The sequence below is a fragment of the Bradyrhizobium genosp. SA-3 genome (genome assembly GCF_004212635.1).
In the GTDB taxonomy this organism is placed as follows: domain Bacteria; phylum Pseudomonadota; class Alphaproteobacteria; order Rhizobiales; family Xanthobacteraceae; genus Bradyrhizobium.
The window spans coordinates 1-23,145 of sequence record NZ_PSRT01000088.1; the positions used below are offsets into that span (position 1 = coordinate 1).

General features: G+C 63.7%; 25 protein-coding genes. 14 read left to right on the forward strand and 11 right to left on the reverse strand.

All coding sequences use genetic code 11. From position 1 onward, the window contains the following. Nucleotides 1-79: 79 nt before the first annotated feature. The 3 genes from mnmE to hemJ all read right to left on the reverse strand — a co-directional run bounded on the left by mnmE (nt 80) and on the right by hemJ (nt 3,693). Nucleotides 80-1,435, reverse strand: coding sequence for a tRNA uridine-5-carboxymethylaminomethyl(34) synthesis GTPase MnmE (gene mnmE, locus CWO91_RS27255; protein WP_130217921.1), 1,356 nt, complete (start codon nt 1,433-1,435; stop codon nt 80-82). Nucleotides 1,436-1,752: 317 nt separating this feature from the next. Next, nucleotides 1,753-3,018: a transcription termination factor Rho gene (gene rho, locus CWO91_RS27260; RefSeq protein WP_128930505.1), complete on the reverse strand. Its 1,266-nt coding sequence runs from the start codon at nt 3,016-3,018 to the stop codon at nt 1,753-1,755. Nucleotides 3,019-3,270: 252 nt separating this feature from the next. After that, nucleotides 3,271-3,693, reverse strand: a complete 423-nt coding sequence (gene hemJ / locus CWO91_RS27265; protein WP_130217923.1) for a protoporphyrinogen oxidase HemJ — start codon at nt 3,691-3,693, stop codon at nt 3,271-3,273. A 524-nt stretch (nt 3,694-4,217) separates the two neighbouring features. On the opposite strand from hemJ, the gene CWO91_RS27275 reads away from it, so the two are divergent. Genes CWO91_RS27275 through dnaQ form a run of 4 tightly spaced genes read left to right on the forward strand, consistent with a single transcriptional unit; the run spans nt 4,218 to nt 7,043 of the window. Beyond that, complete coding sequence (locus CWO91_RS27275; RefSeq protein WP_091882598.1) at nt 4,218-5,057, forward strand: pyruvate, water dikinase regulatory protein; 840 nt, start codon at nt 4,218-4,220, stop codon at nt 5,055-5,057. 8 nt (nt 5,058-5,065) lie between these two features. After that, nucleotides 5,066-5,674, forward strand: a complete 609-nt coding sequence (locus tag CWO91_RS27280) for a Maf family nucleotide pyrophosphatase (RefSeq protein ID WP_130217925.1) — start codon at nt 5,066-5,068, stop codon at nt 5,672-5,674. Between the two features lie 23 nt (nt 5,675-5,697). After that, nucleotides 5,698-6,297: a dephospho-CoA kinase gene (coaE, locus tag CWO91_RS27285; RefSeq protein WP_130217974.1), complete on the forward strand. Its 600-nt coding sequence runs from the start codon at nt 5,698-5,700 to the stop codon at nt 6,295-6,297. Nucleotides 6,298-6,326: 29 nt separating this feature from the next. Next, complete coding sequence (dnaQ, locus tag CWO91_RS27290) at nt 6,327-7,043, forward strand: DNA polymerase III subunit epsilon (RefSeq protein WP_130217927.1); 717 nt, start codon at nt 6,327-6,329, stop codon at nt 7,041-7,043. Here the strand turns inward: dnaQ and secB are convergent. Then, entirely contained in the window at nt 7,040-7,525 is a 486-nt protein-coding gene (gene secB, locus CWO91_RS27295) for a protein-export chaperone SecB (RefSeq protein ID WP_130217929.1), read from the reverse strand. The two genes, dnaQ and secB, sit on opposite strands and share 4 nt — an antisense overlap. Before the next feature lie 415 nt (nt 7,526-7,940). Between secB and CWO91_RS27300 the strand changes: the two genes are divergently transcribed. From CWO91_RS27300 to CWO91_RS27310, 3 genes are read left to right on the forward strand one after another with little or no spacing between them, the layout of a single operon-like run. Continuing rightward, the gene (locus tag CWO91_RS27300; protein WP_130217931.1) at nt 7,941-8,636 is read left to right on the forward strand and encodes a Tim44/TimA family putative adaptor protein; all 696 of its coding nucleotides are present in this window, start codon (nt 7,941-7,943) and stop codon (nt 8,634-8,636) included. Next, a complete protein-coding gene (mltA, locus tag CWO91_RS27305) occupies nt 8,614-10,230 on the forward strand; it encodes a murein transglycosylase A (protein WP_165405736.1) in 1,617 nt (538 codons plus the stop codon). Before CWO91_RS27300 ends, mltA begins: the two co-directional genes overlap by 23 nt. Beyond that, nucleotides 10,227-10,817, forward strand: a complete 591-nt coding sequence (locus tag CWO91_RS27310) for a Smr/MutS family protein (protein WP_130217935.1) — start codon at nt 10,227-10,229, stop codon at nt 10,815-10,817. The genes mltA and CWO91_RS27310 overlap by 4 nt, the downstream gene beginning before the upstream one ends. 86 nt (nt 10,818-10,903) lie before the next feature. Here the strand turns inward: CWO91_RS27310 and CWO91_RS27315 are convergent, their stop codons facing one another. The 5 genes from CWO91_RS27315 to hslV all read right to left on the reverse strand — a co-directional run bounded on the left by CWO91_RS27315 (nt 10,904) and on the right by hslV (nt 15,405). Beyond that, a complete protein-coding gene (locus tag CWO91_RS27315) occupies nt 10,904-12,028 on the reverse strand; it encodes a hypothetical protein (protein ID WP_130217937.1) in 1,125 nt (374 codons plus the stop codon). Nucleotides 12,029-12,208: 180 nt separating this feature from the next. Further along, nucleotides 12,209-13,513 carry an ATP-dependent protease ATPase subunit HslU gene (hslU, locus tag CWO91_RS27320; RefSeq protein WP_130217939.1) on the reverse strand — a complete coding sequence of 435 codons (1,305 nt, stop codon included), beginning with the start codon at nt 13,511-13,513 and terminating at the stop codon, nt 12,209-12,211. 53 nt (nt 13,514-13,566) lie between these two features. After that, nucleotides 13,567-14,178 (reverse strand): DUF2585 domain-containing protein, encoded by a 612-nt coding sequence (locus CWO91_RS27325; RefSeq protein ID WP_433995578.1) that lies wholly within the window; start codon nt 14,176-14,178, stop codon nt 13,567-13,569. Between the two features lie 2 nt (nt 14,179-14,180). Further along, nucleotides 14,181-14,666, reverse strand: coding sequence for a GNAT family N-acetyltransferase (locus tag CWO91_RS27330; RefSeq protein ID WP_130217976.1), 486 nt, complete (start codon nt 14,664-14,666; stop codon nt 14,181-14,183). Between the two features lie 178 nt (nt 14,667-14,844). After that, a complete protein-coding gene (gene hslV / locus CWO91_RS27335; protein ID WP_091882572.1) occupies nt 14,845-15,405 on the reverse strand; it encodes an ATP-dependent protease subunit HslV in 561 nt (186 codons plus the stop codon). Nucleotides 15,406-15,618: 213 nt separating this feature from the next. Here hslV and hisB point away from each other — a divergent pair, with 213 nt between their 5' ends. The 7 genes from hisB (at nt 15,619) to coaA (ending at nt 20,352) form a co-directional block, all read left to right on the forward strand. Continuing rightward, nucleotides 15,619-16,212 (forward strand): imidazoleglycerol-phosphate dehydratase HisB, encoded by a 594-nt coding sequence (gene hisB / locus CWO91_RS27340; protein ID WP_130217943.1) that lies wholly within the window; start codon nt 15,619-15,621, stop codon nt 16,210-16,212. Between the two features lie 63 nt (nt 16,213-16,275). After that, nucleotides 16,276-16,806 (forward strand): DUF2628 domain-containing protein, encoded by a 531-nt coding sequence (locus CWO91_RS27345; RefSeq protein WP_130217945.1) that lies wholly within the window; start codon nt 16,276-16,278, stop codon nt 16,804-16,806. Beyond that, complete coding sequence (gene hisH / locus CWO91_RS27350; protein WP_130217947.1) at nt 16,803-17,453, forward strand: imidazole glycerol phosphate synthase subunit HisH; 651 nt, start codon at nt 16,803-16,805, stop codon at nt 17,451-17,453. The genes CWO91_RS27345 and hisH overlap by 4 nt, the downstream gene beginning before the upstream one ends. Next, nucleotides 17,441-18,163, forward strand: coding sequence for a 1-(5-phosphoribosyl)-5-[(5-phosphoribosylamino)methylideneamino]imidazole-4-carboxamide isomerase (gene hisA, locus CWO91_RS27355; protein ID WP_165405737.1), 723 nt, complete (start codon nt 17,441-17,443; stop codon nt 18,161-18,163). Before hisH ends, hisA begins: the two co-directional genes overlap by 13 nt. A 30-nt stretch (nt 18,164-18,193) precedes the next feature. Further along, nucleotides 18,194-18,967 (forward strand): imidazole glycerol phosphate synthase subunit HisF, encoded by a 774-nt coding sequence (gene hisF / locus CWO91_RS27360; protein WP_130217949.1) that lies wholly within the window; start codon nt 18,194-18,196, stop codon nt 18,965-18,967. 80 nt (nt 18,968-19,047) lie between these two features. Continuing rightward, on the forward strand, nt 19,048-19,374 hold the full coding sequence (locus CWO91_RS27365) for a phosphoribosyl-ATP diphosphatase (RefSeq protein ID WP_130217951.1): 327 nt from the start codon (nt 19,048-19,050) through the stop codon (nt 19,372-19,374). 21 nt (nt 19,375-19,395) lie between these two features. After that, nucleotides 19,396-20,352: a type I pantothenate kinase gene (gene coaA / locus CWO91_RS27370; protein WP_130217953.1), complete on the forward strand. Its 957-nt coding sequence runs from the start codon at nt 19,396-19,398 to the stop codon at nt 20,350-20,352. 76 nt (nt 20,353-20,428) lie between these two features. Here the strand turns inward: coaA and CWO91_RS43275 are convergent, their stop codons facing one another. Continuing rightward, nucleotides 20,429-20,728 carry a hypothetical protein gene (locus CWO91_RS43275; protein ID WP_165405738.1) on the reverse strand — a complete coding sequence of 100 codons (300 nt, stop codon included), beginning with the start codon at nt 20,726-20,728 and terminating at the stop codon, nt 20,429-20,431. 69 nt (nt 20,729-20,797) lie between these two features. Further along, nucleotides 20,798-23,023: a PAS domain-containing hybrid sensor histidine kinase/response regulator gene (locus tag CWO91_RS27380; protein ID WP_165405739.1), complete on the reverse strand. Its 2,226-nt coding sequence runs from the start codon at nt 23,021-23,023 to the stop codon at nt 20,798-20,800. Nucleotides 23,024-23,145: the final 122 nt, after the last annotated feature.

The following is a 23,145-nucleotide window of genomic DNA, read 5'->3' on the forward strand; positions in this document are numbered from 1 at the left end:
AGTGGAACAACGGTCTCCACCGTTTCACGTGAAACGCAAAAAATGGAACAAGCGCTAATCCTACAATGAAGAACTAGCACTACTTTCCGATACAAAATTTTTGGAAAATGGCCCCAAGGACGTCTTCGACATCCACCCGGCCCAGCAGCCGACCCAGGGCATAGGCGGCGGCACGCAGTTCCTCGGCGGCGAGTTCCTCGCCCTCTTCTACTAGCTCCAGGCTCTGGCGCAAGCTGTCTGCCGCCTGACGCAACAGGTCGCGTTGGCGGGCCCGGGTCACCAATGCGCCCTCGCTGGTCCCGAAGAATTCAGAGGCAAATGTCACCAGCGCGTCGACCAGCTGAGGGATGCCATCGCCCCGGCTCGCCGAGATCTCGAACTCGCCGCGCGGCCCGGCTTCCCCCACCCCACCGAGATCGATCTTGTTGCGCACGATCCAGATCGAGCCACCGGTCCGATCGCCATCGCTGGCCTTCCACAGCGACCGCGTCGCGTCCGGATCGATGGCCTGCGATCCCTCCACCAGCCACAGCACGAGATCCGCGTCTTCGGCCCTAGCGCGCGCCCGGCGCACACCCTCCTGCTCGACCGGATCGTCGGTCTCGCGAATGCCGGCGGTGTCGATCACCGTGACGGGGTAGCCATCGAGATCGAGCTGTACCTCGATCACGTCGCGTGTGGTGCCGGCGTGCGGCGAAACGATCGCGACCTCGCGGCGCGCGAGCTGATTCATCAGCGTCGACTTGCCGACATTCGGCTCGCCTGCGATCGCAACCACCAGGCCATCGCGCAGACGTTCAGCTTGGCCCTGTGCCGCAAGGACTTCTGCAATTTCACCATACAGCGCTCGGATCGCCTTGACTGCCGGCGCCAGGACCTCGGCAGGCACATCGCCTTCGTCCGAGAAATCGATGCCGGCTTCGATCAGGGCCGAAGCCTCGATGATGCGCTCGCGCCAGTCGCGCGCGCGATGGCCGAGCAGGCCCTGCAATTGGCGCAGCGCCTGACGCCGCTGGCGGTCGGTGTCGGCGTGGATGAGATCGTCGAGGCCCTCGGCCTCAGTGAGGTCGAGCTTGCCGTTCTCGAACGCGCGCCGCGTGAACTCGCCGGGCTCGGCCGCCCGCGTATTCGGTATATCAGAAATCGCTGCAAGAAGCGCCGAGAGCACCGCGCGGCCGCCATGAACGTGGAATTCGGCGACGTCCTCGCCGGTCGCACTACCCGGTCCCGGAAACCAGAGCACGACCCCGTCGTCGATCGGTTGGCCCACGCCGTCACGGAGCAATCGGCGGCTGGCCTGCCGCGGCGCAGGCAGCGTACCCGCCAGCGTCGTCAACACCACGCCGGCCTGCGGCCCGGAGACACGCACCATCGCAATCGCGCTCGGCGGACGGCCGGACGACAGCGCAAAGATGGTTTGGTCTTGCGGATGCATGGCCTATTTGTCCGGCTGCGGGAGAAAAGGCAAATCCACCATTTCGAACGCCAGGTGCCTAGTTCTGCTGCGCCAAGTCCCGCAACAAAGGCTGATATTGCGATGCAATAAAGCTGCAGCAATTTTGCTGCAGGATCCAGCCGATCAAGCCTAGCAAGCTCAAGCAAATGCAAGTCTTATTGCATTATATATCAATAACTTAATGAAGATCAGGAATCGAGCGGGAAGCCGCTGTCGTACTGCACGTTCGCCGCAGCAAAGCTGCACAATGAAAAAGGGCGCCCGAAGGCGCCCTCTAACTTTTCGCTGCACCGCACTCAGGTGTTCATCGAGTCGAAGAACTCCGAATTGCTCTTGGTCGAGCGCAGCTTGTCGAGCAGGAAGTCGATCGCATCCATGGTGCCCATCGGGTTGAGGATGCGGCGGAGCACGTACATCTTCTTGAGCACCTGCGGATCGGTGATGAGCTCCTCCTTGCGGGTGCCGGAGCGCGAGATGTCGATCGCCGGGAAGGTGCGCTTGTCCGAGACCTTGCGGTCCAGGATCAGCTCCGAGTTACCGGTGCCCTTGAACTCTTCGAAGATGACTTCGTCCATGCGGCTGCCGGTATCGACCAGCGCGGTCGCGATGATGGTCAGCGAGCCGCCCTCCTCGATGTTACGCGCGGCACCGAAGAAGCGCTTCGGGCGCTGCAGCGCGTTGGCATCGACACCGCCGGTCAGCACCTTGCCGGATGACGGCACCACGGTGTTGTAGGCGCGGCCCAGGCGGGTGATCGAATCGAGCAGGATCACGACGTCGCGGCCGTGCTCGACCAGGCGCTTGGCCTTCTCGATCACCATCTCGGCGACCTGGACGTGGCGCACCGCCGGCTCGTCGAAGGTCGAGGACACCACCTCGCCCTTCACCGAACGCTGCATGTCCGTGACTTCTTCCGGACGTTCGTCGATCAAGAGCACGATCAGATAGCAGTCCGGGTGATTCGCGGTGATCGAGTGCGCGATGTTCTGCATCAGCACGGTCTTACCGGTGCGCGGCGGCGCGACGATCAGCGCGCGCTGGCCCTTGCCGATGGGCGCGACGATGTCGATCACGCGTGCGGAGAGATCCTTGCGCGTGGGATCGTCGATCTCCATGCGGAAGCGCTGATTCGGAAACAGCGGCGTGAGGTTGTCGAAATTGACCTTGTGTTTGGCCTTTTCCGGATCCTCGAAATTGAGCGTGTTGACCTTCAGCAGCGCGAAATAGCGCTCGCCCTCTTTCGGGCTGCGGATATGGCCCTCGATGGTGTCGCCGGTGCGCAGGCCGAAACGGCGGATCTGCGAGGGCGACACGTAGATGTCGTCCGGGCCGGGCAGATAATTCGCATCGGGCGAGCGAAGAAAGCCGAAGCCGTCGGAGAGCACCTCGACGACGCCCTCGCCGACGATATCGGTCTCGGCCAGCGAGAGCTGCTTGAGGATGGCGAACAGCAGCTCCTGCTTGCGCATGGTGCTGGCATTCTCGACCCCGTTCTCTTCCGCGAACGAGACCAGCTCGGCCGGGGTTTTCGACTTGAGGTCCTGGAGTTTAATTTCCCGCATTGGGGTGGTCCTGTGGGGTAACCTGGAAGGGGGGTGCGAGGTGGCTCTGAAATGCGGACGCGAGCAGTGCAGGTAAGGTCCGCAGGTCTGGCAAGGAGAGTGCCGATGAGGCTTCAAACCTGATGCGGTGTCCGGCCTCTGGAAAGCTCGGACACAACCACATCCGCCTGCGTTGGGTGGGATATCGATAATATAGAAAATCGCTCCCTGCTCCGCAAGCCGAAGCGCTGAGCGATTCGTCGCGCGCCTTGCCTAGAACGGCTTCACGATCACCATGATCACGATGAAAATCATCAGGACGGTCGGCACCTCATTGATAATTCGATAGAATTTCTGGGTCCGCGGGCGCCGGTCGGCGGCGAAATCCTTCAGCCAGCGGGAAAAAAAGCCGTGGACCGCGGACATTGCCAGGACCAGTGCCAGTTTTACGTGCAGCCAACCGGAGGTGAACCAATGGCCGGACCAGGCGAGATAGAGCCCGGCGAGCCAGGTGACCATCATGGCGGGATTGATGATCGCCTTGAGCAGCCGGCGCTCCATGATCTTGAACGTTTCCGACTGCTTCGAGCCGATTTCGGCCTCGGAGTGATAGACGAACAGCCGCGGCAGATAGAGCATGCCCGCCATCCAGGAGATGACGGCGATCACGTGCAGCGCTTTGATCCACTCATACATGCCGGCAGCCTCCCATTCTTGTTTTCGGCCCGCTTTGCCGGCGCGAACCGCGATCGATTCTGCTCGAAACCGCTTTCTGCTCACCGAACAGTGGATGGAAGGTGTCCGGTAAGAATTCATTCATAGATTTGGGCGCACACACATATCCGCGTGCTCGGCTCTTCTAAACCTAAAAATTTTAGAATCTTAAGGTTTGAGTCTTTGTGACCGTGGATTGGACTCACGCAATTCCGTCCGCCACTTCACGCGCGCTTGTTCACATCCATCAACATATGCTGCGCCGGTCTGGCCGGTCGGAATAAGTGACCCGGTCTCAGGGGCTTGCGCCCGCCTGTCGGCAGCTTATCAAGAGGCTTGTCCGCGCAATCCCGTTTCCGTCTCGGACGGCCAGCAAACTTGTTCTGACGGGCAGTGGTGTGAAGAAAATTGGCCGTTGTCCCGTCCCTAGTGTCGCACATCCCTTTCCGAGAGGTTAAGCTCCACAGAAATCCACAAACTGCCCCACCAAAATTCAAAGAGTTTTTGTGCCGACCTCGAACAACTATTTCCATCTGCACCTGGTCTCCGACTCGACGGGCGAGACGCTCATCACGGTGGCGCGCGCGGTCGCGGCTCAATACGCCAACGTGACGCCGGTCGAGCACGTCTATCCGCTGGTGCGCAGCCAGAAGCAGCTCGATCGCGTGCTCGACGAGATCGAGGAGGCGCCGGGAATCGTGCTGTTCACGCTGCTGGAGAAGGATCTGGTCTTCAGGCTCGAGAACAAGTGCAAGGAGATCAACGTTCCGAGCCTGTCGATCATCGGCCCGGTGATGCAGCTGTTTGAAGCGTATCTCGGCGCTGCAACCACGGGTCGCGTCGGCGCTCAGCACGTGCTCAATGCGGAATATTTCAAGCGCATCGATGCGCTGAACTACACCATGATCCACGACGACGGCCAGCATGTCGAAGGTCTCGACGAGGCCGACGTGGTGCTGGTGGGTGTGTCCCGCACCTCGAAGACGCCGACGTCGATCTATCTCGCCAATCGCGGCATCCGCACCGCCAACGTGCCACTGGTTCCGGGCATTCCGGTGCCCTCGCAGTTGGAGACGCTGACGCGTCCGCTGGTCGTCAGCCTGCATGCGACGCCGGAACGGCTGATCCAGATCCGTCAGAATCGCCTGCTGTCTATGGGAGCCGAGTCTGGGAGCGACACCTATACCGACAAGCAATCGGTCACCGAGGAGGTCGCGTTCGCGCGCAAGCTCAGCGCCAAGCACGATTGGCCGCTGCTCGATGTCACCAGACGCTCGATCGAGGAAACCGCCGCGGCGATCATGAAGCTCTACACCGATCGCCAGCGCAACCGGCCCTCGGAATAGTTTTCGCAATGGGTCTATGGCGCGGCACATCTCCGTTGATCCTGGCCTCGCAGAGCAGCGCGCGGAAAATGCTGCTGGCGAATGCTGGCTTCGAATTCGAGAGCGTGACGGCTGACATCGACGAGCGCGGCATTCAGGCGGCCTCGAAGCTTTCAAACCCGCGCGAAATTGCTCTGCTGCTGGCATGTGAGAAAGCCAAGGCAGTCTCGGCTCTTCATCCCGGAAGCTATGTGATCGGCGCCGATCAGACCCTGGCTCTTGGCGAGCGCCTCTTCAACAAGCCCGCCGGTCGTCCCCAGGCGATGGGGCAATTGCGCGATCTCGCCGGCAGCAGCCACGAGCTGAATTCAGCGGTGGCGGTGGCGCATGACGGAAAGATTGTTTTCGAGGATGTGTCGGTAGCCCGCATGACCATGCGGCATATGACCGAGGCCCAGCTTTCAGCCTATCTCGATGCCGCCGGTGACGCCGTCACGACCAGTGTCGGTGCCTATCAGCTCGAAGGGCTGGGTATCCATCTGTTCGAGCGCATCGAGGGCGACCATTTCACCATTCTCGGCCTGCCGCTGCTGCCACTGCTTGCGTTCCTGCGCCGCGAACGGCTAGTTGCGGTGTGAACGACAGACATGGCTGGGCCTTGATGCGGATCCTCGGACTGACCGGCTCGATCGGGATGGGCAAATCCACCACCGCGAAATTGTTCGCGGAGGCTGGTGTTCCCGTCTACGACGCCGATGCCGCAGTTCATCACTTGTATGAGGGCGAAGCGGCTCCCGCGATCGAGGCTGCCTTCCCCGGCACGACCATCAACGGCAAGGTCGATCGGTCCAAGCTGTCCGCGCGCGTGGTGCACGATCCCGCCGCGATCAAGCAGCTCGAGCAGATCGTCCATCCAATGCTGGGCGAGTCCCGCAAAAAATTCTTCGCCGAGGCCGAAGCGGCCAACGTCCCCGTCGTGGTGCTGGACATTCCCCTCCTGTTCGAAACCGGCGGTGAGAAACGGGTCGACGCCGTGGTCGTGGTCTCGACCTCGCCGGAACTTCAGCGCGAGCGGGTGCTGGCGCGCGGCACGATGGACGAGGCGAAGCTCGACGCCATCATCGCCAAGCAGATGCCCGACGCCGAAAAGCGCAAGCGCGCCGATTTCGTGGTGGATACCTCACACGGACTTGAGCCGGTGCGGGCGCAAATCAAGCACATCCTGGCCGAGGTCGTTAAGATGCCGCAGCGGCGAGCCTGATTCGCCGATTTTTTACGGCCATCTCAATCATGCGCGAAATCGTTCTCGATACCGAAACCACCGGCCTCGATCCGCTCCGCGGCGATCGCCTGGTCGAAATCGGCTGTGTCGAGATCTTCAACCGCATGCCGACCGGACAGACCTTCCACCGCTACATGAACCCTGAAAGGGACATGCCGGCGGAGGCCTTCGCAGTGCACGGGCTGTCGGCCGAATTCCTCTCGACCAAGCCGCTGTTCCACGAGGTCGTCGACGAGTTTCTGGAATTCATCGGCGATGCGCCGCTGGTGATCCACAACGCCTCGTTCGACATCAGCTTCATCAATGCCGAGCTTGACCGGATCAAGCGCGCGGCGATCCCGCGCGAGCGGCTGGTCGATACGCTGCTGCTGGCGCGGCGCAAGCACCCCGGCGTGTCGAACCGGCTCGACGATCTCTGCTCGCGCTACGCGATCGACAATTCACACCGCACCAAGCACGGTGCGTTGCTCGACGCCGAGCTCCTGGCCGAGGTCTATGTCGATCTGGTCGGGGCGCGGCAGTCGCAGCTGCTGCTGGCCTCGGAAACCGAGGAGATTCGCGTCAGTGCGACCGGCGAAGCGCCGCGGCGACAGCGCCTGGTGCCGCTTGCGCCGCGGGTTTCCGATGCCGAACGCGAGGCCCATCGGGCCTTCATCGCAACGCTCGGCGACAAGGCGATCTGGAGCGAGTACCTGCCCGCTCCAGCTGCCATGGCGGCCGGTTAGGCCTGACCGGCTTGGCCCTGAGCAGCCATTTGCCGCTCCATGTTCTGACGATAGAGACCGACGAAGTCGACCGGATCCAGCATCAGCGGCGGGAACCCGCCGTCGCGGACGGCGGTCGCGATGATCTCGCGCGCGAACGGGAACAGCAGACGCGGGCACTCGATCATGACCAGCGGATGCAAATTCTCCTTCGGCACATTGGCGATCCGGAACACGCCGGCATAGGCGAGCTCGAACGAGAACATCATCTTGCTCGCCGCCTCGGCCTTGCCCTCGACCGACAACGTCACCTCGAACTCCTGTTCGCTGAGGTTGTTGGCGCTGACGTTGATCTGGATGTTGATCTGGGGCGGCTGGCTCTGCTGCTGGAGCGAGCTCGGCGCGTTCGGATTTTCGAACGAGAGGTCCTTGGTATATTGCGCCAGCACGTTGAGCTGGGGAGCCTGGGCCGCCTCGGGAGGGGTGCCGTTACCGTTGGTCATGAAAGTCTCTCCTTACCCGATTTGGGCTGAATTTCGCGGCGGTTGGCTAACATAGGGTCGCCTCATTCTACAAGGACGAACGACCCCGGGTGAGATATCGGAGCCGCGGCCGCAACTGTGCCGTCCACCCCGGTCTTTTGCGCGAAATTGCGCCCTAAACGATTGAAGAAGCGCGATTTCCAGGCAGGATCGGGTTTCCCCTTAAGCATAAAACGCGCTACACTCAGCGCTGTGCCAAAAGGCGCCATTGGCCGGGCAAGATTTCGTGCCTACATCCCGGGGACCAGACGGGCGGACCTAAAATGGTGATGTAGACTTGCCGTTTCCGTATGGAACGGTCTACTGGCCGGATTGATTTTCCCGGCGACGACCCCAAAGCGAAGACCCAAAGCAAAGACCAGAAAGCGAATACGACGTGGACATCTACACTATCATTTTCCTGGCGCTGGCGGTCTTTATCTTTCTGCGGCTGCGCAGCGTGCTGGGGCAGCGCACCGGCAGCGAACGGCCGCCGTTCGACCGCAATGCGCTCCAGGGTGCCCAGGACAAGAACGTCGTGACCATGCCGGGCAAGGTGATCGACCAGGCCCCGCTGGCGCCGACGGCCGAGCCGACTCCGCCCGCCGACCGCTGGAAGGGCCTGGCCGAGCCGGGCACCCCGCTCGCGCAGGGTCTCGACGCCATCGTCGACAAGGATTCCACTTTCGACCCGCGCCATTTCATCTCGGGTGCCCGCGGCGCCTATGAGATGATCGTGCTGGCCTTTGCCAATGGCGACCGCCGCGCGTTGCGCGACCTGTTGTCGACGGAGGTCTATGAGAGCTTCGACGCCGCGATCAAGGAGCGCGAGAAGAACGAGCAGAAGACCGAGACGCGTTTCGTCTCGATCGACAAGGCCGAGCTCGTCGGCGCCGAGCTGCGCGACCGCACCGCGCAGCTCGCCATACGCTTCGTCTCGCAGATGATCTCGGCCACCCGCGACAAGGCCGGCAACATCGTCGACGGCAGCGCCGACACGGTCGCCGACATCACCGACATCTGGACTTTCGCCCGCGACACCTCCTCTCGCGATCCGAACTGGAAGCTGGTTGGCACCGGAAGCGCGAACTAAGATATTTCTGAAGAACAGCGCGACGGCGCTTTGCGCAGGTGTCGTCGTGCTGTCGTCGTTTTCGCTCGGCGCTGAGGCGGCGCGGCGCCACTACCGCAGCCACCACCATCATCTCCCGACACTGCCTGCCGCCCCGCCGCGGGCCTTGCCCTATCCGCAGCTTCCCCTGCCGTTCGAGATTTCCGGCGCGCAATATCTGCCGCTGGCCTGGACGGACGTGAAGGGCTGGAGCGACGACAATCATCTCGCCGCCTACAAGACGTTCCGTGCGAGCTGCCGGTCGATCAACGCGCAGACCGGCGCATCCGAGCCGAAAGCCGAATCCAAAGCCGAATCCAAAGCACTTGGCGCCTCGCTGAGCGAGCCCTGCCGGGCCGCCAGATCGCTCGCGCTCACCGATGACGCCAAAGCCAAGACCTTCTTCGAGGAGAATTTTGCGCCGTTGCGCATCTCGCGCCTCGGCGAGCCCGACGGCTTCGTCACCGGCTATTACGAGCCCGTGCTGGAGGGATCACGCACGCAGACCGACGTCTACAACGTTCCGGTGTATCGCCGGCCGTCCAACCTGTTCGTGCGCGGCTACAAGCAGGACTCGGTCAGCCTGCCCAACAAGGGCCCGGTCTATCGCAAGATCGGTCGCCGCAAGCTGGTGCCGTATTACGACCGCGGCGAGATCGAGGACGGCAAGATCGCCGGCCGCGGGCTGGAGATCGCTTGGCTCAAGGACCCCACCGATCTCCTGTTCGCGCAGATCCAGGGCTCGGCGCGGATCAAATTCGACGACGGCGGCACGGTCCGGCTCAATTACGACGCCTATAACGGCTATCCCTACACGGCGGTCGGCCGCATCCTGATCGAGCGCGGCATCATTCCGAAGGAAGAGATGTCGATGCAGAAGATCAGGGAATGGATGACGCAGAATCCTGACGGAGCCAAGGAGCTGCGCCGCCAGAACCGCGCCTACATCTTCTTCCGCGAGGTCAATCTCTCCGACAAGGAGGAGGCGGTGGGCGCGCAGGGCATTCCGCTGACCGCCGGTCGCTCGATCGCGGTCGACAAGTCACTGCATGTCTACGGCACGCCATTCTTCATCGAGGGCGAGCTGCCGATCGATTCCGAACGCGCCAAGACGCCGTTCCATCGGCTGATGATCGCGCAGGACACCGGCTCTGCCATCATCGGACCTGCGCGCGCCGATCTTTATTTCGGCGCTGGCACGGAGGCCGGCCGCGTTTCCGGGCGGCTGCGCCATCCCATGCATTTCGTGATGCTGGTGCCGAAGAGCCTCGATCCCAGCATGCGCGGCGCGCGATTGCCGGTGCCTGACCCGCGCCCCTCGGAGAAGATCGCAAAGCTGTTTCCGCAGACCGATCCGGCCAAGGATCCGAACAACGCGACGGCTGCGGCGAAAGCTGCTGAGTCCGGCAAGCCTGAATCGGTGAAGGCTGGCGCGGCTTCGCCGGCCGTGCCACAAGCCAAGGACGCCACCGTTGCGGTGGCGAGCCCGGTGCCGCTGCCGGAGCCGCGTCCCAACATCAAGCCCGACCGCGAACAGCGCAAGCGCGTTTATCGTCGTTCCCACCCGCAGCAATGAAGCGATCGTCCCGTCCGCCCGTGCTGGAGCCTCGCCCCTCGCCGCGTCGCCGCGCGCTGAGCGAGGAGGAGCGCGCGCTGTGGGACAATGTTGCAAAACAGGTCAAGCCGCTGAGGAAGTCTCGCGTGGCGAAGGCGCCGGCCGCACCGCGCAGTGAGCCATCACCGACGTTGCCGTCCGCAAGACCCACGGCGCCCGCAAGGTCGGTTGCCACTGCGCCGGTGCCGCGCGTCGCAAAGCCGTCCGTGCCGCCCTTGGCGCCGCTCGGCAAGCGCGAGCGCGCAAAGCTGTCGCGTGGGCGCCGCGAGATCGAAGCGCGGCTCGACCTGCATGGCATGACCCAGACGCGTGCCCATCGTGCGCTGACCGGCTTCCTGCACCGCGCCCATCACGACGGCCTGACCTTCGTCCTCGTCATCACCGGCAAGGGCCGCAGCGGCGGCGAAAGCGGCGTGCTCCGCCGCCAGGTGCCGGAATGGCTCAGCCTGCCGGAATTCCGTGCCTTCGTCGTCGGCTTCGAGGAGGCCCATATCGGGCACGGCGGCGAGGGTGCGCTGTATGTGCGGATTCGCCGGGCGAGAGGTTAGGAAGTTTTAGCAGCGGCACGCTAGGTGTACCCTCTCCCGCAAGCGGGAGAGGGAGCGCACCGTCTCCGGAGTTGGGCGGAGTCGTCTCAGAACGGTCGGACGATTCCGACGCGCGGGATCAGCGTGAGGATCAGGCCGGGGATGTTCGTCTTTCGATCCTCGGCCGGAATCGGCGGCGTCTCGCGCGCGGCGGGAAGCATCTTCACCGCGTGCAGAATCAGGAACATGCAGACCGCCCAGTTCGAGATCCAGCGCGAATAGTCGAACACCATCGCGAACATGACGAGATAGGCGAGGCTGACGCCGATCACCGCCGCGAGGACGAGGCGCCGGTGCATATCCTTCGCGAGCGCGTCGATCAGGCTCGCAAGATAGCGCCACAACGGCGAGTGCAGCCAGATCAGTAGCGCAAACACGGGCACGCCGAGAATATTGTGCGGCAGCCGGCCCCAGGTGTCGGCAACCTCCTTCGCCAGCGGCTGATACCAGATGTAGCTGAACTGCAGCAGATCAGTGCGGGATGGATCGGCCATCCGGCTCTTGAGATATGCGGCGAAATCCGCTTCCGGGATCGGCATCGTTCCCAGAAACTGCGCCGCGAAGAACAGCGCGGAGACGATGGCAAAAGCGGCGACACCGAACGCAATGTTGGTGCGATTGCAGCCGCAAGCCAGATAATGCCTGATCACGACGATGGTGATGATCGTCGGCACATACATCAGGAGATGAATGTGATGGATCAACACGAGCACGATCGAGAACAGCGCAGCCGTCGCCACGAAGAGCAGCGAGCCCGCCGGCATCAGCAAGAGGACGATCGCCAGCGCGCAGCCATAGATGTCGAAATGGCCGAGCGTATGCATGAAGTTCTTGAGGAAGAACGGCGAGCCCACGGTGAAGACGAACAGCGGCAGCGTCTTCGCGGTGAAGCCGAACGTCTTCTGGAACAGCCTTGCGTACAGCCCCAGCGTCGCCAGCCACGTCACGCCGCCGAGCGCGAACACCAGCCATACCGGCACCTTCGCCGTGAACAGCGCGACGATCGCCCCGATCAGCGCGCGCTTGATGAAGCCGAAATGGTAGTCGACGAGGAGGTGGATGTAGGGGACGTAAGGCGGCAGCTGGATCTTGTGAACGAACACGCCGACGAGGACGGCGGCGTTGATCGCGAGCAGCAGACGCCAGGGGTTTTGCCAGAGGCTAGCGGGCATTTGGTACTTGCCGCGCATAAAACTCCGTTGTCGTCCCGGCGAAGGCCGGGACCCATAACCACGAATGTATGTCTTGAGCCAACGCTGGAGCCGCTGTCTTTGCCAACAAGGAATGCTGGTGGTTATGGGTCCCGGCCTTCGCCGGGACGACGGCCGAATCAATAGCGCGGGCTTGGCGAATTACAAAATAAACCGGCTCAGATCGGCATTCTTGGCCAAATCTCCGACGTGCTTCTGCACGTAGTCGGCATCGACCCGGACGGTCTCACCATTGCGATCGGGGGCGGTGAAGGAGATCTCGTCCAGCACCCGCTCCATCACGGTCTGGAGCCGCCGCGCGCCGATGTTCTCGACGGCGGAATTAACGGCCACTGCGACGTCGGCCAGCGCATCGACCGCGCCATCGGTGATGTCGAGCGTCACGCCCTCAGTCTGCATCAAGGCGACATATTGCTTGATCAGCGAGGCTTCGGGCTCGGTCAGGATGCGGCGCATGTCGTCGCGGGTCAGCGCCTGCAATTCAACGCGGATCGGCAGGCGGCCTTGCAATTCCGGCAACAGGTCCGATGGCTTTGCGACGTGGAAGGCGCCGGAGGCGATGAACAGGATGTGGTCGGTCTTGACCGTGCCGTGCTTGGTCGAGACCGAGGTGCCCTCGATCAGCGGCAAGAGATCGCGCTGCACGCCCTCGCGCGAGACATCGCCGCCGACGCGGCCGTCGCGGGCGCAGATCTTGTCGATCTCGTCCAGGAACACGATGCCGTTGTTCTCGACGGCGCTGATCGCTTCCAGCGTGAGCTGTTCGGTGTCCAAGAGCTTGTCGGATTCCTCGTTGACGAGAATCTCGTGCGAGCCTTCGACGGTCAGCCGTCGCGTCTTGCTGCGGCCGCCCAGCTTGCCGAAGATGTCGCCGATCGAGATCGCGCCCATCTGCGCGCCCGGCATGCCGGGGATCTCGAACATCGGCAGGCCGCCGCCGGACGACTGCGTCTCGATCTCGATTTCTTTGTCGTTGAGCTCGCCGGCGCGCAACTTCTTGCGGAAGGATTCGCGGGTCGCGGAAGAGGCATTGGCGCCGACCAGCGCATCGAGCACGCGCTCCTCGGCCGCGAGCTGCGCCCGCGCCTGCACGTCCTTGCGCTTGCGTTCACGCACCTGGGCGATCGCGACCTCGACGAGATCGCGCACGATCTGCTCGACGTCGCGGCCGACATAGCCGACCTCGGTGAACTTGGTCGCTTCCACCTTCAGGAACGGCGCATTTGCGAGCTTGGCGAGCCGTCGCGCGATCTCGGTCTTGCCGACGCCGGTGGGGCCAATCATCAGGATGTTCTTCGGCAGCACCTCCTCGCGCAAGGAGCCTTCGAGCTGCTGCCGCCGCCAGCGGTTGCGCAGCGCGATCGAGACGGCGCGCTTGGCGTCGGCCTGGCCGACGATGAAACGATCGAGTTCGGATACGATTTCACGGGGGGAGAAGTCTGTCATGGCACCTTAGCTAGGGTCAGATGCGGGCTGGGACAAGCCGCTTTTTTCGGCCATCAGATGATCGGTGGACCGGATTGCCATTGCTTCACGGCGTCGAGCGGATGGATCAGCATCAGGATATTGAGTGTCAGATTGTCGCGAATGTGGAGCGCCAGCATGATTTCGAAGGCGAGCCCGACCAGAATGGTTACGGACACCGGCAGCGCACGGGCAACGAGGAACCCCAGCACCATGAAGACCGTGTCCGAGACCGAGTTGACGATGCTGTCGCCGTAATAGTCCAGAGAGATCGTGCCGGCGCGGTAGCGTTCGATGATGAACGGCGAGTTCTCGACGATCTCCCAGGCGCCTTCGATCAGCATGGCGATGATCAGCCGCGCCGGCCATGACAACGGCAGCGAGGGCAGTCGCGCGAACAGCAGCCAGGTCAAACCGTAGAACAGGAAGCCGTGCAGGACGTGGGAGAAACTGTACCAGTCGGCGATCTGCTGGGAATTCTCCGAGCTGTTCACCACGCCATGCCACAGCTTCACATAGCCGCAGGTGCAGATCGGCACGCGTCCCACCGCGAACAGGATCGAGGCTTGCAGCGCCAGCAGCAACAGCGCGATACCGACCCAGGCGAGCGGCGGTACCGCGATCCTGCTCTGCTGCGTGCTCGTCAGCGTCACGTTTCACGCACCATCAACAGCGCCGGTCCGTCCGGCGTCTCGACCATGCGGTCGCGGACGAACCCAGCCTTCTCATAGGCGAGTATCGCGCGCGCGTTGAGCGGATCAGGATCGGTGACGATCCGCGGCACGCCGTTCCGCAGCAGCGCCTCGACGAATTGGCGAATGAGCGCCGAGCCATGGCCACACGCGATCATGTCGCTTTCGCCGATGAACTGGTCGATCCCACGCGTGCCCTCCGGTTGCGGCCCGAAGCCCGTATTCCAGGCGGTCAGGCGATAACACTGAAGATAGCCGAAGCGGCTGTTGCCGGCCAACACGATCAACTGGTCCATTGCGGGTTCAGTGAGGTCGCCGCTGACCAGCGCAAGCTGCTCGTCCGGATCGCCCCACCATTCCCGCACATGTGCCTCGTCCAGCCACCGCCGGATCAGCGGCAAATCGGCCGCGGTCATCGGGCGGAAGATGTAGGTGGCGTTCATGTCGCGGCTACGATGGTGCTCCACTCCCTCTCCCGCTTGCGGGAGAGGGCTGGGGAGAGGTGTCTCCGCAATGGGACAGCCCCCAAGAGGAGAGAGCCCCCACCCGGCGCTTCGCGCCGACCTCCCCCGCAGGCAGGCGGGAGAGGTTGCACCGAGTTCGGAGCTGCTGTTTCAGGCCCTACCCTGTCGCCAGGCTCTCGATCGTCACATTCCGGTTGGTGTAGACGCAGATGTCGGCGGCGATGTCGAGGGAGCGGCGGACGATGGTCTCGGCATCCTTGTCGGTATCGAGCAGGGCGCGGGCCGCGGCGAGCGCATAATTGCCGCCAGAGCCGATCGCCATCACGCCGGCCTCGGGCTCGAGCACGTCCCCGGTGCCGGTCAGCACCAGGGAGACGTCCTTGTCGGCCACGATCATCATGGCCTCCAGCCGCCGCAGATAGCGGTCGGTGCGCCAGTCCTTGGCCAGTTCGACCGCAGCGCGGGTCAGCTGCCCCGGATATTGCTCGAGCTTGCTCTCCAGCCGCTCGAAGAGCGTGAAGGCGTCGGCGGTGGCGCCGGCAAAGCCGCCGATGACGTCGCCCTTGCCGAGCTTGCGGACCTTCTTGGCGTTGGACTTGATCACGGTCTGGCCGATCGAGACCTGTCCGTCGCCGCCGACCACCACCTTGCCGCCCTTGCGGACCGTCAAAATCGTGGTGCCGTGCCAGCCCGGCGAGCTGTTCTGGGAAACCTGCATGAATGATCCTCGTTGTCGGGCCTGATTTAGGCGGTCGGGGCCAAGGGGACAACAGGCGGACAACCGGCGCACAACGGGGCCGCTCCGGGCCTAATTCGCTCACCATAGGCAGAAGTAGAGGCCGGACCAGCCGTTCCCGCAGTAGCGAAGGCGTCATTTGGCTGTTAAAAGACCGGCGTTTTCGGCCCCGAACTAGGATGAAAGCTAGTTTTGATGCGCACCGCGACGATCAAGCGCAAGACCAAGGAGACCGACATCGAGGTCACCGTGAACCTCGATGGCACCGGCGTGGCCGATATCGCGACCGGCATCGGCTTTTTCGACCACATGCTCGATCTCCTGGCCCGCCATTCCCGCATCGACCTCACGGTCAAGGCGGTGGGCGATCTGCACATTGATCATCACCATACCACCGAAGACACCGGCATCGCGCTCGGCCAGGCGGTCAAGCAGGCGCTCGGCAACATGGCGGGCATCACCCGCTACGCCGGCGTGCACATGCCCATGGACGAGACGCTGTCGCGCGTCGTCATCGACATCTCGGGCCGCCCGTTCCTGGTGTTCAAGGCCGACTTCCCCCGCGACAAGATCGGCGAGTTCGACACCGAGCTGGTGCGCGAGTGGTTCCAGGCCTTCGCCATCAACGCCGGCGTGACTCTCCACGTCGAGACCCTATATGGCGATAACAGCCACCATATCGCCGAGTCCTGCTTCAAGGGTCTGGCGCGGGCGCTGCGCACTGCGGTCGCGATCGATCCGAAGGCTGTGGGCGAAATCCCGTCCACCAAGGGCTCGCTCGGCGGCTGACGTCTCGGTCCGGCGGCGGGCGCCGCCTCCGGTATCACTGAATTTAGAGAACGGGGCATCACCATGCCTGTCTATACGGTTCATGCTCCCTCTCCTGCCGGAGCCGATCTGCGCGCCACCGACAAGTTCGTCTTCGTGCGCGACGGCTTCCACTTCTGGGCGATGATCTTCGGCCCGATCTGGCTGCTGTGGAATCGGCTGTGGCTGGCGCTGATCGGCTGGGTGATCTTTGTGGCCGCGTTCAATGCGGGACTGTCCAGCCTCGGTCTCGGGCGCTCCTCGATCTTCTACACGGATCTCATTGTCGCCCTGCTGATGGGCTTTGAGGCCTCGAGCCTTCGCCGCTGGACCTTGTCGCGCGGCAAGTGGCGTCAGCTCGATGTCGTGATTGCCGACAACGAGGACACCGCCGAGCGCCGTTTCTTCGAGCGCTGGAGCCAGAAACAGCACGGCATCGTCAACGATCAGTGGGCCGTCGATCGCGGCGGCCCGCCGCCGACCCGCGGCGTGCCGGGTCAGCAATTCTCGAACCCGCCGCCATTGCCGGCGGGCGGCATCATTGGGTTGTTTCCAGAACCGGGAGGGTCAAGATGAGCGTCGCCATCATCGATTACGGTTCCGGCAATCTGCATTCCGCCGCGAAAGCCTTCGAGCGCGCCGCGCGCAGCCTGGACAATCCGCAAAAGGTGTTCGTTACCAGCGATCCGGACCAAGCCTACAGCGCCGACCGTCTGGTGCTGCCGGGCGTCGGCGCCTTCGCCGATTGCCGGCGCGGACTTGATGCCGTCAACGGCATGGTCGAGGCGATCACGGAAGCGGTGCGCGTCAAGGCGCGGCCCTTCTTCGGCATCTGCGTCGGCATGCAGTTGATGGCGAGCCGCGGCAAGGAGCATGTCACGACGGACGGCCTGAATTGGATCGGCGGCGATGTCGAGAAGATCACGCCGCGCGACGAGAACCTGAAGATTCCGCACATGGGCTGGAATACGCTGGAGGTGTTGCGCGAGCATCCGGTGCTGAACAAGCTGCCGCTTGGCCCTAAGGGCCAGCACGCCTATTTCGTGCACTCCTATCACCTCAACCCCGCCAACGAGGCGGATGTGCTGGCGTGCGCCGATTACGGCGGGCCTGTCACCGCGATCGTCGCGAAGGACACCGCGATCGGCACGCAATTTCACCCCGAGAAGAGCCAGCGTTTCGGCCTGGCCCTGATCTCGAACTTTTTGCGATGGAAGCCGTGATCCTCTTTCCCGCTGTTGATCTCAAGAATGGCCAATGCGTGCGCCTCGAGCAAGGCGACATGGCGCGCGCGACCGTGTTCAACCTCGATCCCGCGGCGCAAGCGCAGAGCTTTGCCGAGCAGGGTTTTGAGTATCTCCACGTCGTCGACCTCGACGGTGCCTTTGCCGGCAAGCCGGTGAATGCACAGGCCGTCGAGGCGATGCTGAAGACGATCAGGATTCCGGTGCAGCTCGGCGGCGGCATTCGCGATCTCGCGACCGTCGAAGCCTGGCTCGAAAAGGGCATCACCCGCGTCATCATCGGCACCGCCGCGGTGCGCGATCCCCAGTTGGTGAAGGCGGCGGCGAAGAAATTTCCCGGCCGCGTCGCGGTCGGTCTCGATGCCCGCGACGGCAAGGTCGCCGTCGAAGGCTGGGCCGAGACCTCGCAGGTCACAGTGCTGGAAATCGCGCAGCGCTTCGAGGATGCCGGCGTTGCCGCCATCATCTTCACCGACATCGCGCGCGACGGCCTGCTCAAGGGCCTGAATCTAGATGCGACCATCGCACTCGCCGACGCAATTTCGATTCCGGTGATCGCCTCCGGCGGCCTCGCCTCGATCGAGGACGTCAAGGCGATGCTGACGCCGCGCGCCAAGAAACTCGCCGGCGCGATCGCCGGCCGTGCGCTCTACGACGGCCGGCTCGATCCCGCGGCTGCCCTCACCTGATCCGCAACGCACGCGACTAGGAGACATCCGATGTTCAAGGTGCGCGTGATCCCCTGCCTCGACGTCAAGGACGGAAGGGTCGTCAAGGGCGTCAACTTCGTCGATTTGCGCGATGCCGGCGACCCTGTCGAAGCCGCGATTGCCTATGATGCCGCCGGGGCCGACGAGCTCACCTTCCTCGACATCACCGCGACCCATGAGAACCGCGGCATCATGCTTGATGTGGTCCGGCGCACGGCGGAAGCCTGCTTCATGCCTGTCACCGTGGGCGGCGGCGTGCGTGAGGTCAACGACATCAAGACTCTGCTGCGCGCCGGCGCAGACAAGGTTTCGATCAACAGCGCCGCGGTGTCGCGACGCGAGTTCGTCAAGGAAGCCGCCGAAAAATTCGGCGAGCAGTGCGTGGTGGTGGCGATCGACGCCAAGCGCGTCAAGCGTCCGGGCGGCGACCGCTGGGAGATCTTCACCCATGGCGGGCGCAATTCGACCGGCATCGACGCCATCGAATATGCCCAGGAAGTGGTCTCGCTCGGCGCCGGTGAAATCCTGCTCACCTCGATGGACCGCGACGGCACCCGGCAGGGTTTTGACATTCCGCTGACCCGGGCGATCGCCGACAGCGTTTCCGTCCCGGTGATCGCCTCTGGCGGTGTCGGCAATCTCGACCACCTCGTCGACGGTATCCGCGACGGGCACGCCACCGCCGTGCTGGCCGCCTCGATCTTCCACTTCGGGGAATTCACCATCCGCGAAGCCAAGGAGCACATGGCCCGCCGCGGGCTGCCCATGCGCCTCGATGTCTGACGACTCCCGTTCACAAAAGTGCTACACGAGCCGGTAGAGACCGGCTCGTTCGGCCGGATCGCGTTTTCCGAGTAGTCTGTATGCCGCGTTTCACGATCCACGATCTGGCCGAGACCATCGATGCCCGCGCGGCATCCGGTGGCGAGGCCTCCTATACCCGCAAGCTTCTGGACAAGGGCGCCGAGCATTGCGCCAAGAAGTTCGGTGAGGAAGCAGTCGAAACCGTAATCGCAGCAGTCGAAAACGATCGCGCGCATCTGATCGCCGAAAGCGCCGACCTGCTCTACCATTTCCTTGTGCTGCTCAAGGCACGCGGCGTAAAGCTGGAGGAAGTCGAGGCCGCGCTGGACGAGCGGACGTCGATGTCAGGGTTGGAAGAAAAGGCGTCGCGCAAGAGCGGCAACTAGCCGAGGTGGAAAGATCGCGTCATGGATATCCGCGCACCCGAGCAGCAGTATAATCCGTACCGCGTTTATACGCGCGAGCAGTGGTCCAGGCTGCGCGACGACACGCCGATGACGCTGGAGCCGGGCGAGTTCGACCGGCTGCGCTCGCTGCACGATCGCCTGGACTTGCAGGAGGTCGAGGACATCTACCTGCCGCTGTCGCGCCTGTTGTCGATCTATGTCGACGCCATGCAGCGCCTGTATTACGCCGAGCGCCAGTTCCTCAATATCCGCGATCGAAAGGTGCCCTACATCATCGGCGTCGCCGGCTCGGTCGCCGTCGGAAAATCCACCACGGCCCGCGTGCTTCAGGCGCTGTTGGCGCGCTGGTCGCCGCGGCCGAAGGTCGAACTGATCACGACCGACGGATTTCTGTATCCCAACGCGGTGCTCGAGCGGCAGGGCATCATGCAGAAGAAGGGTTTTCCGGAGAGCTATGACCTGCCGCTGCTGCTCAGCTTCCTCTCCGACATCAAGTCCGGCCGTCGTCACGTCCGCGCGCCGGTCTATTCGCATCTGACCTACGACATCGTGCCAAACGAGTGGGCCGAGATCGATCGGCCCGACATTTTGATCGTCGAAGGCGTCAACGTGCTGCAGACCGGAAAGCTGCCGCGTGACGGCAAGGCGGTGCCTGTGGTCTCCGACTTCTTCGACTTCTCGGTCTATATCGATGCCGACGAGACGGCGCTGCGGCAATGGTACATCAAGCGCTTCCTGGCGCTGCGCGACACCGCCTTCACCAATCCAAAATCCTACTTCAACCGCTACGCGCTGTTGTCGGACGAGGAGGCGACCGCCACCGCGATCGCGATCTGGGAACGCACCAACCTCGCCAATCTCGAGGACAACATTTTGCCGACCCGCCCCCGCGCGACGCTGATCCTGAAAAAGGGCGCCGACCACACGGTGGAGAGCGTGGCGCTCAGGCGGCTGTAATTGCGCCGGTGAAACATGGGTCCCTGGCTGGTCCGCGCTGAGTGTCTTTTGTTGCTGACCGGCAATCGGTATTCCGCTATGCCTTCAAAAACGGCTGGGAGGCAGCATGGTTGATCGTCTCAGAAGCGCTGCGGAGCAGCTTGAAGCGCCGATCTGCCCGGACTGTCATATCGAGATGAAGTGGTTCCGCTCCGAACTGCTCGCGGACGAGCCGACCCCGATCATCGCGCATCTCTTCGTGTGCCCACATTGCAAGCGCGCGGCAAAGACGGACACCATATTCAAAGGCCCCCAAACGCCGCCTGATAAGCTCGCTGCGCCGCGTTTTGTTGCTCATGTCGAGGAAGCGATCGTCCCACCGGACGGCACGAAGCATGGTCGGCTTCCGACCTCCCCCGCTCCCTAGCTGGCGCCGGCCGGGCTCAGGTTCCCATGAGATTCGCGATCAGACTGCCAGGTGCCGGGACGCGGCCAGCCCGGCCAGCGCCTCGTCCAGCTTCTCCCGGTCGAGCGGCTTGATCAGGAATCCGTTCATGCCTGCCTCGAAGCAGGCGTAGCGGTCCTCGACCAGCGTATTGGCGGTGAGTGCCAGGATCGGCGTGTGCTGGCGACCCGTGGCTGCCTCATGTGCGCGGATGCGTTTTGTCGTCTCGATGCCGTCGAGCTGCGGCATCTGGATGTCCATCAGTACGAGGTCATAGGGCGTGCCGGCCGATGAGGCGGCGAGCCAGGATTCCAGCGCCGCCTCGCCATGGACGGTGATGACGACGCGATGGCCGAGTTTCGTGAGCAGCGACCGCATCAACAATGCGTTGATCTCGTTATCTTCGGCAACGAGAATCGAGAAGCCCCTCGCCTGCGTTGCGCTGGTGGATTCTGCCACCGGCTCCGGCGCGAGATCGGGCGAGGCGACCTCGGGCGTCAGCGCGAGGCGTGCGGCGAGCGAGGCCGCCCGCAGCGGCTTCACCAGGAATCCGGTGAAGGCCGGGGAGAACTTCTCGTGGCGCGAGCTCGACGTCAGCAGCACGAGCCGCTGCATCGCATGCGCCCGCGCCGCTTCGCCGAGATGGTCGGCAGCGGCAGGACCGATCGCGCGATCGACCAGCATGGCGTGCCATGAACGCTCCGGCAGCAGCGCCTCGGCGACCGCCGCATCCGCAACCATGCAGGTCTGGCCGCCCCAGCGTTCCAGGCGCCGCGCGATCAGCGAGGCCTCGATGCCGTCGGCGACGAGGAGTAGCGACTTGCCGGCGAGATCGGGGCTGGGGAATGCCGTTTGTCCTGCGCCGGCTTGTGACGGCGCAAGCGGCACCGCGACCTCGAAGGTCGAGCCCTTGCCTGGTTCGCTCGTGAGAGTGATCCGGCCGCCCATGCGCTTGACGATGCGCTCGCTGATGGAAAGGCCGAGCCCCGTGCCGCCGTAAGTGCGCGCGACGCGCTCGTCCGCCTGCTCGAATTCACGAAAGATGCGCGACTGCGCTTCCGGCGCGATGCCGATGCCGGTGTCGCGGACCAGGAAGCTGATCTCGTTCGGCCAGATGCCGGGCTCGACGATCAGCGCGACGCCTCCGCTCGCGGTGAACTTGATGGCGTTGCCGGCGAGATTGAGCAGCACCTGGCGCAGCCGCGCGGCATCGCCTACCACCTCGAGCGGCAGGCGCTCGTCGATATAGGACGCGATCTCGAGAGTCTTGGCCTGCGCACGCGGCGCCAGAAGCTCGGTGATCTCCTCGATCAGCGTGGACAAGGCGAAGGGACGTTGCTCGAGATCGAGCTTGCCGGCTTCGATCTTGGAATAATCGAGCAGCTCCTCGATCAGCGTCATCAAGGCTTCGCCGGAGGTTTTCACGGCCTTGGCATAGGTCGCCTGCTCCGGCGTCAGCGTGGTGTCGAGCATGAGGCCGCCCATGCCGATGATGCCGTTGAGGGGCGTCCGGATTTCGTGCGAGGCCATCGCCAGGAAGCGCGATTTCGCGCGGTTGGCGGCATCGGCCTGGTCGCGCGCGTCGGACAAAGCGCGTTCGGTCTCGGTGCGGTCGGTGACGTCGCGTCCGACGCTCTGCAATTCGGCGGGCTGCCCGGCATCGCGGCGGACATAGCCCTCGCGCCAGGCGATCCAGCGCGCGCCGAGCGGGGTTGCGATCTTCTGGTCGTGAACGCGCGTGCCGCTGCTCTCGCGCGCGCTGTCGCCCTGCTCCAGCACGTCGAAATCGAAACGGGTGCCGACCAGCGCGCTCCGCGCCTGTCCGGCCAGCGCGCAATAGGCGTCATTGGCAAAGGTGATGCGGCCGTTTGTGTCGCGCAGCACGATCAGGTCGCCCTGCTGTTCGAACAGGCTGCGCGCGCGCTCTTCGGCTTCCTTCAGCTCCCAATTGCGGTCGATCAGCACCTCGTTGTGGGCGGCGAGCGTACGCAGCCGCTTGTTGACGAAGCGCAGCCGCATGCTCAGCGTCGCAAGGCCTAGGCAGGCGAGCGCGAACAGGAAGCTCGCGCCGATCGCAAACGCATTCGGATCGTAGCCGGAGTTCTCGGACCGGCTGCCGGAGACGAAACCATAGGCGGCGCCGAACGTCGCCGAGAAGATCATGAAGGAGCGGAGCGCGAAAGCGATACGGGGATGCCGTCGCCTGAAGCGGCGCATGTGCACCTTGATCCGGAACGTCCGATCCATCACCACCGACCCCGACTCTTGTCCGAAACCCCGCGCTCGCCGTGTGCGACGATGTCGCCTTGACCTTGCAAACAGTTTGAGGCTTTAGCGCCGCCTCCAAACAGGGTTGACGAGGTGTTAAA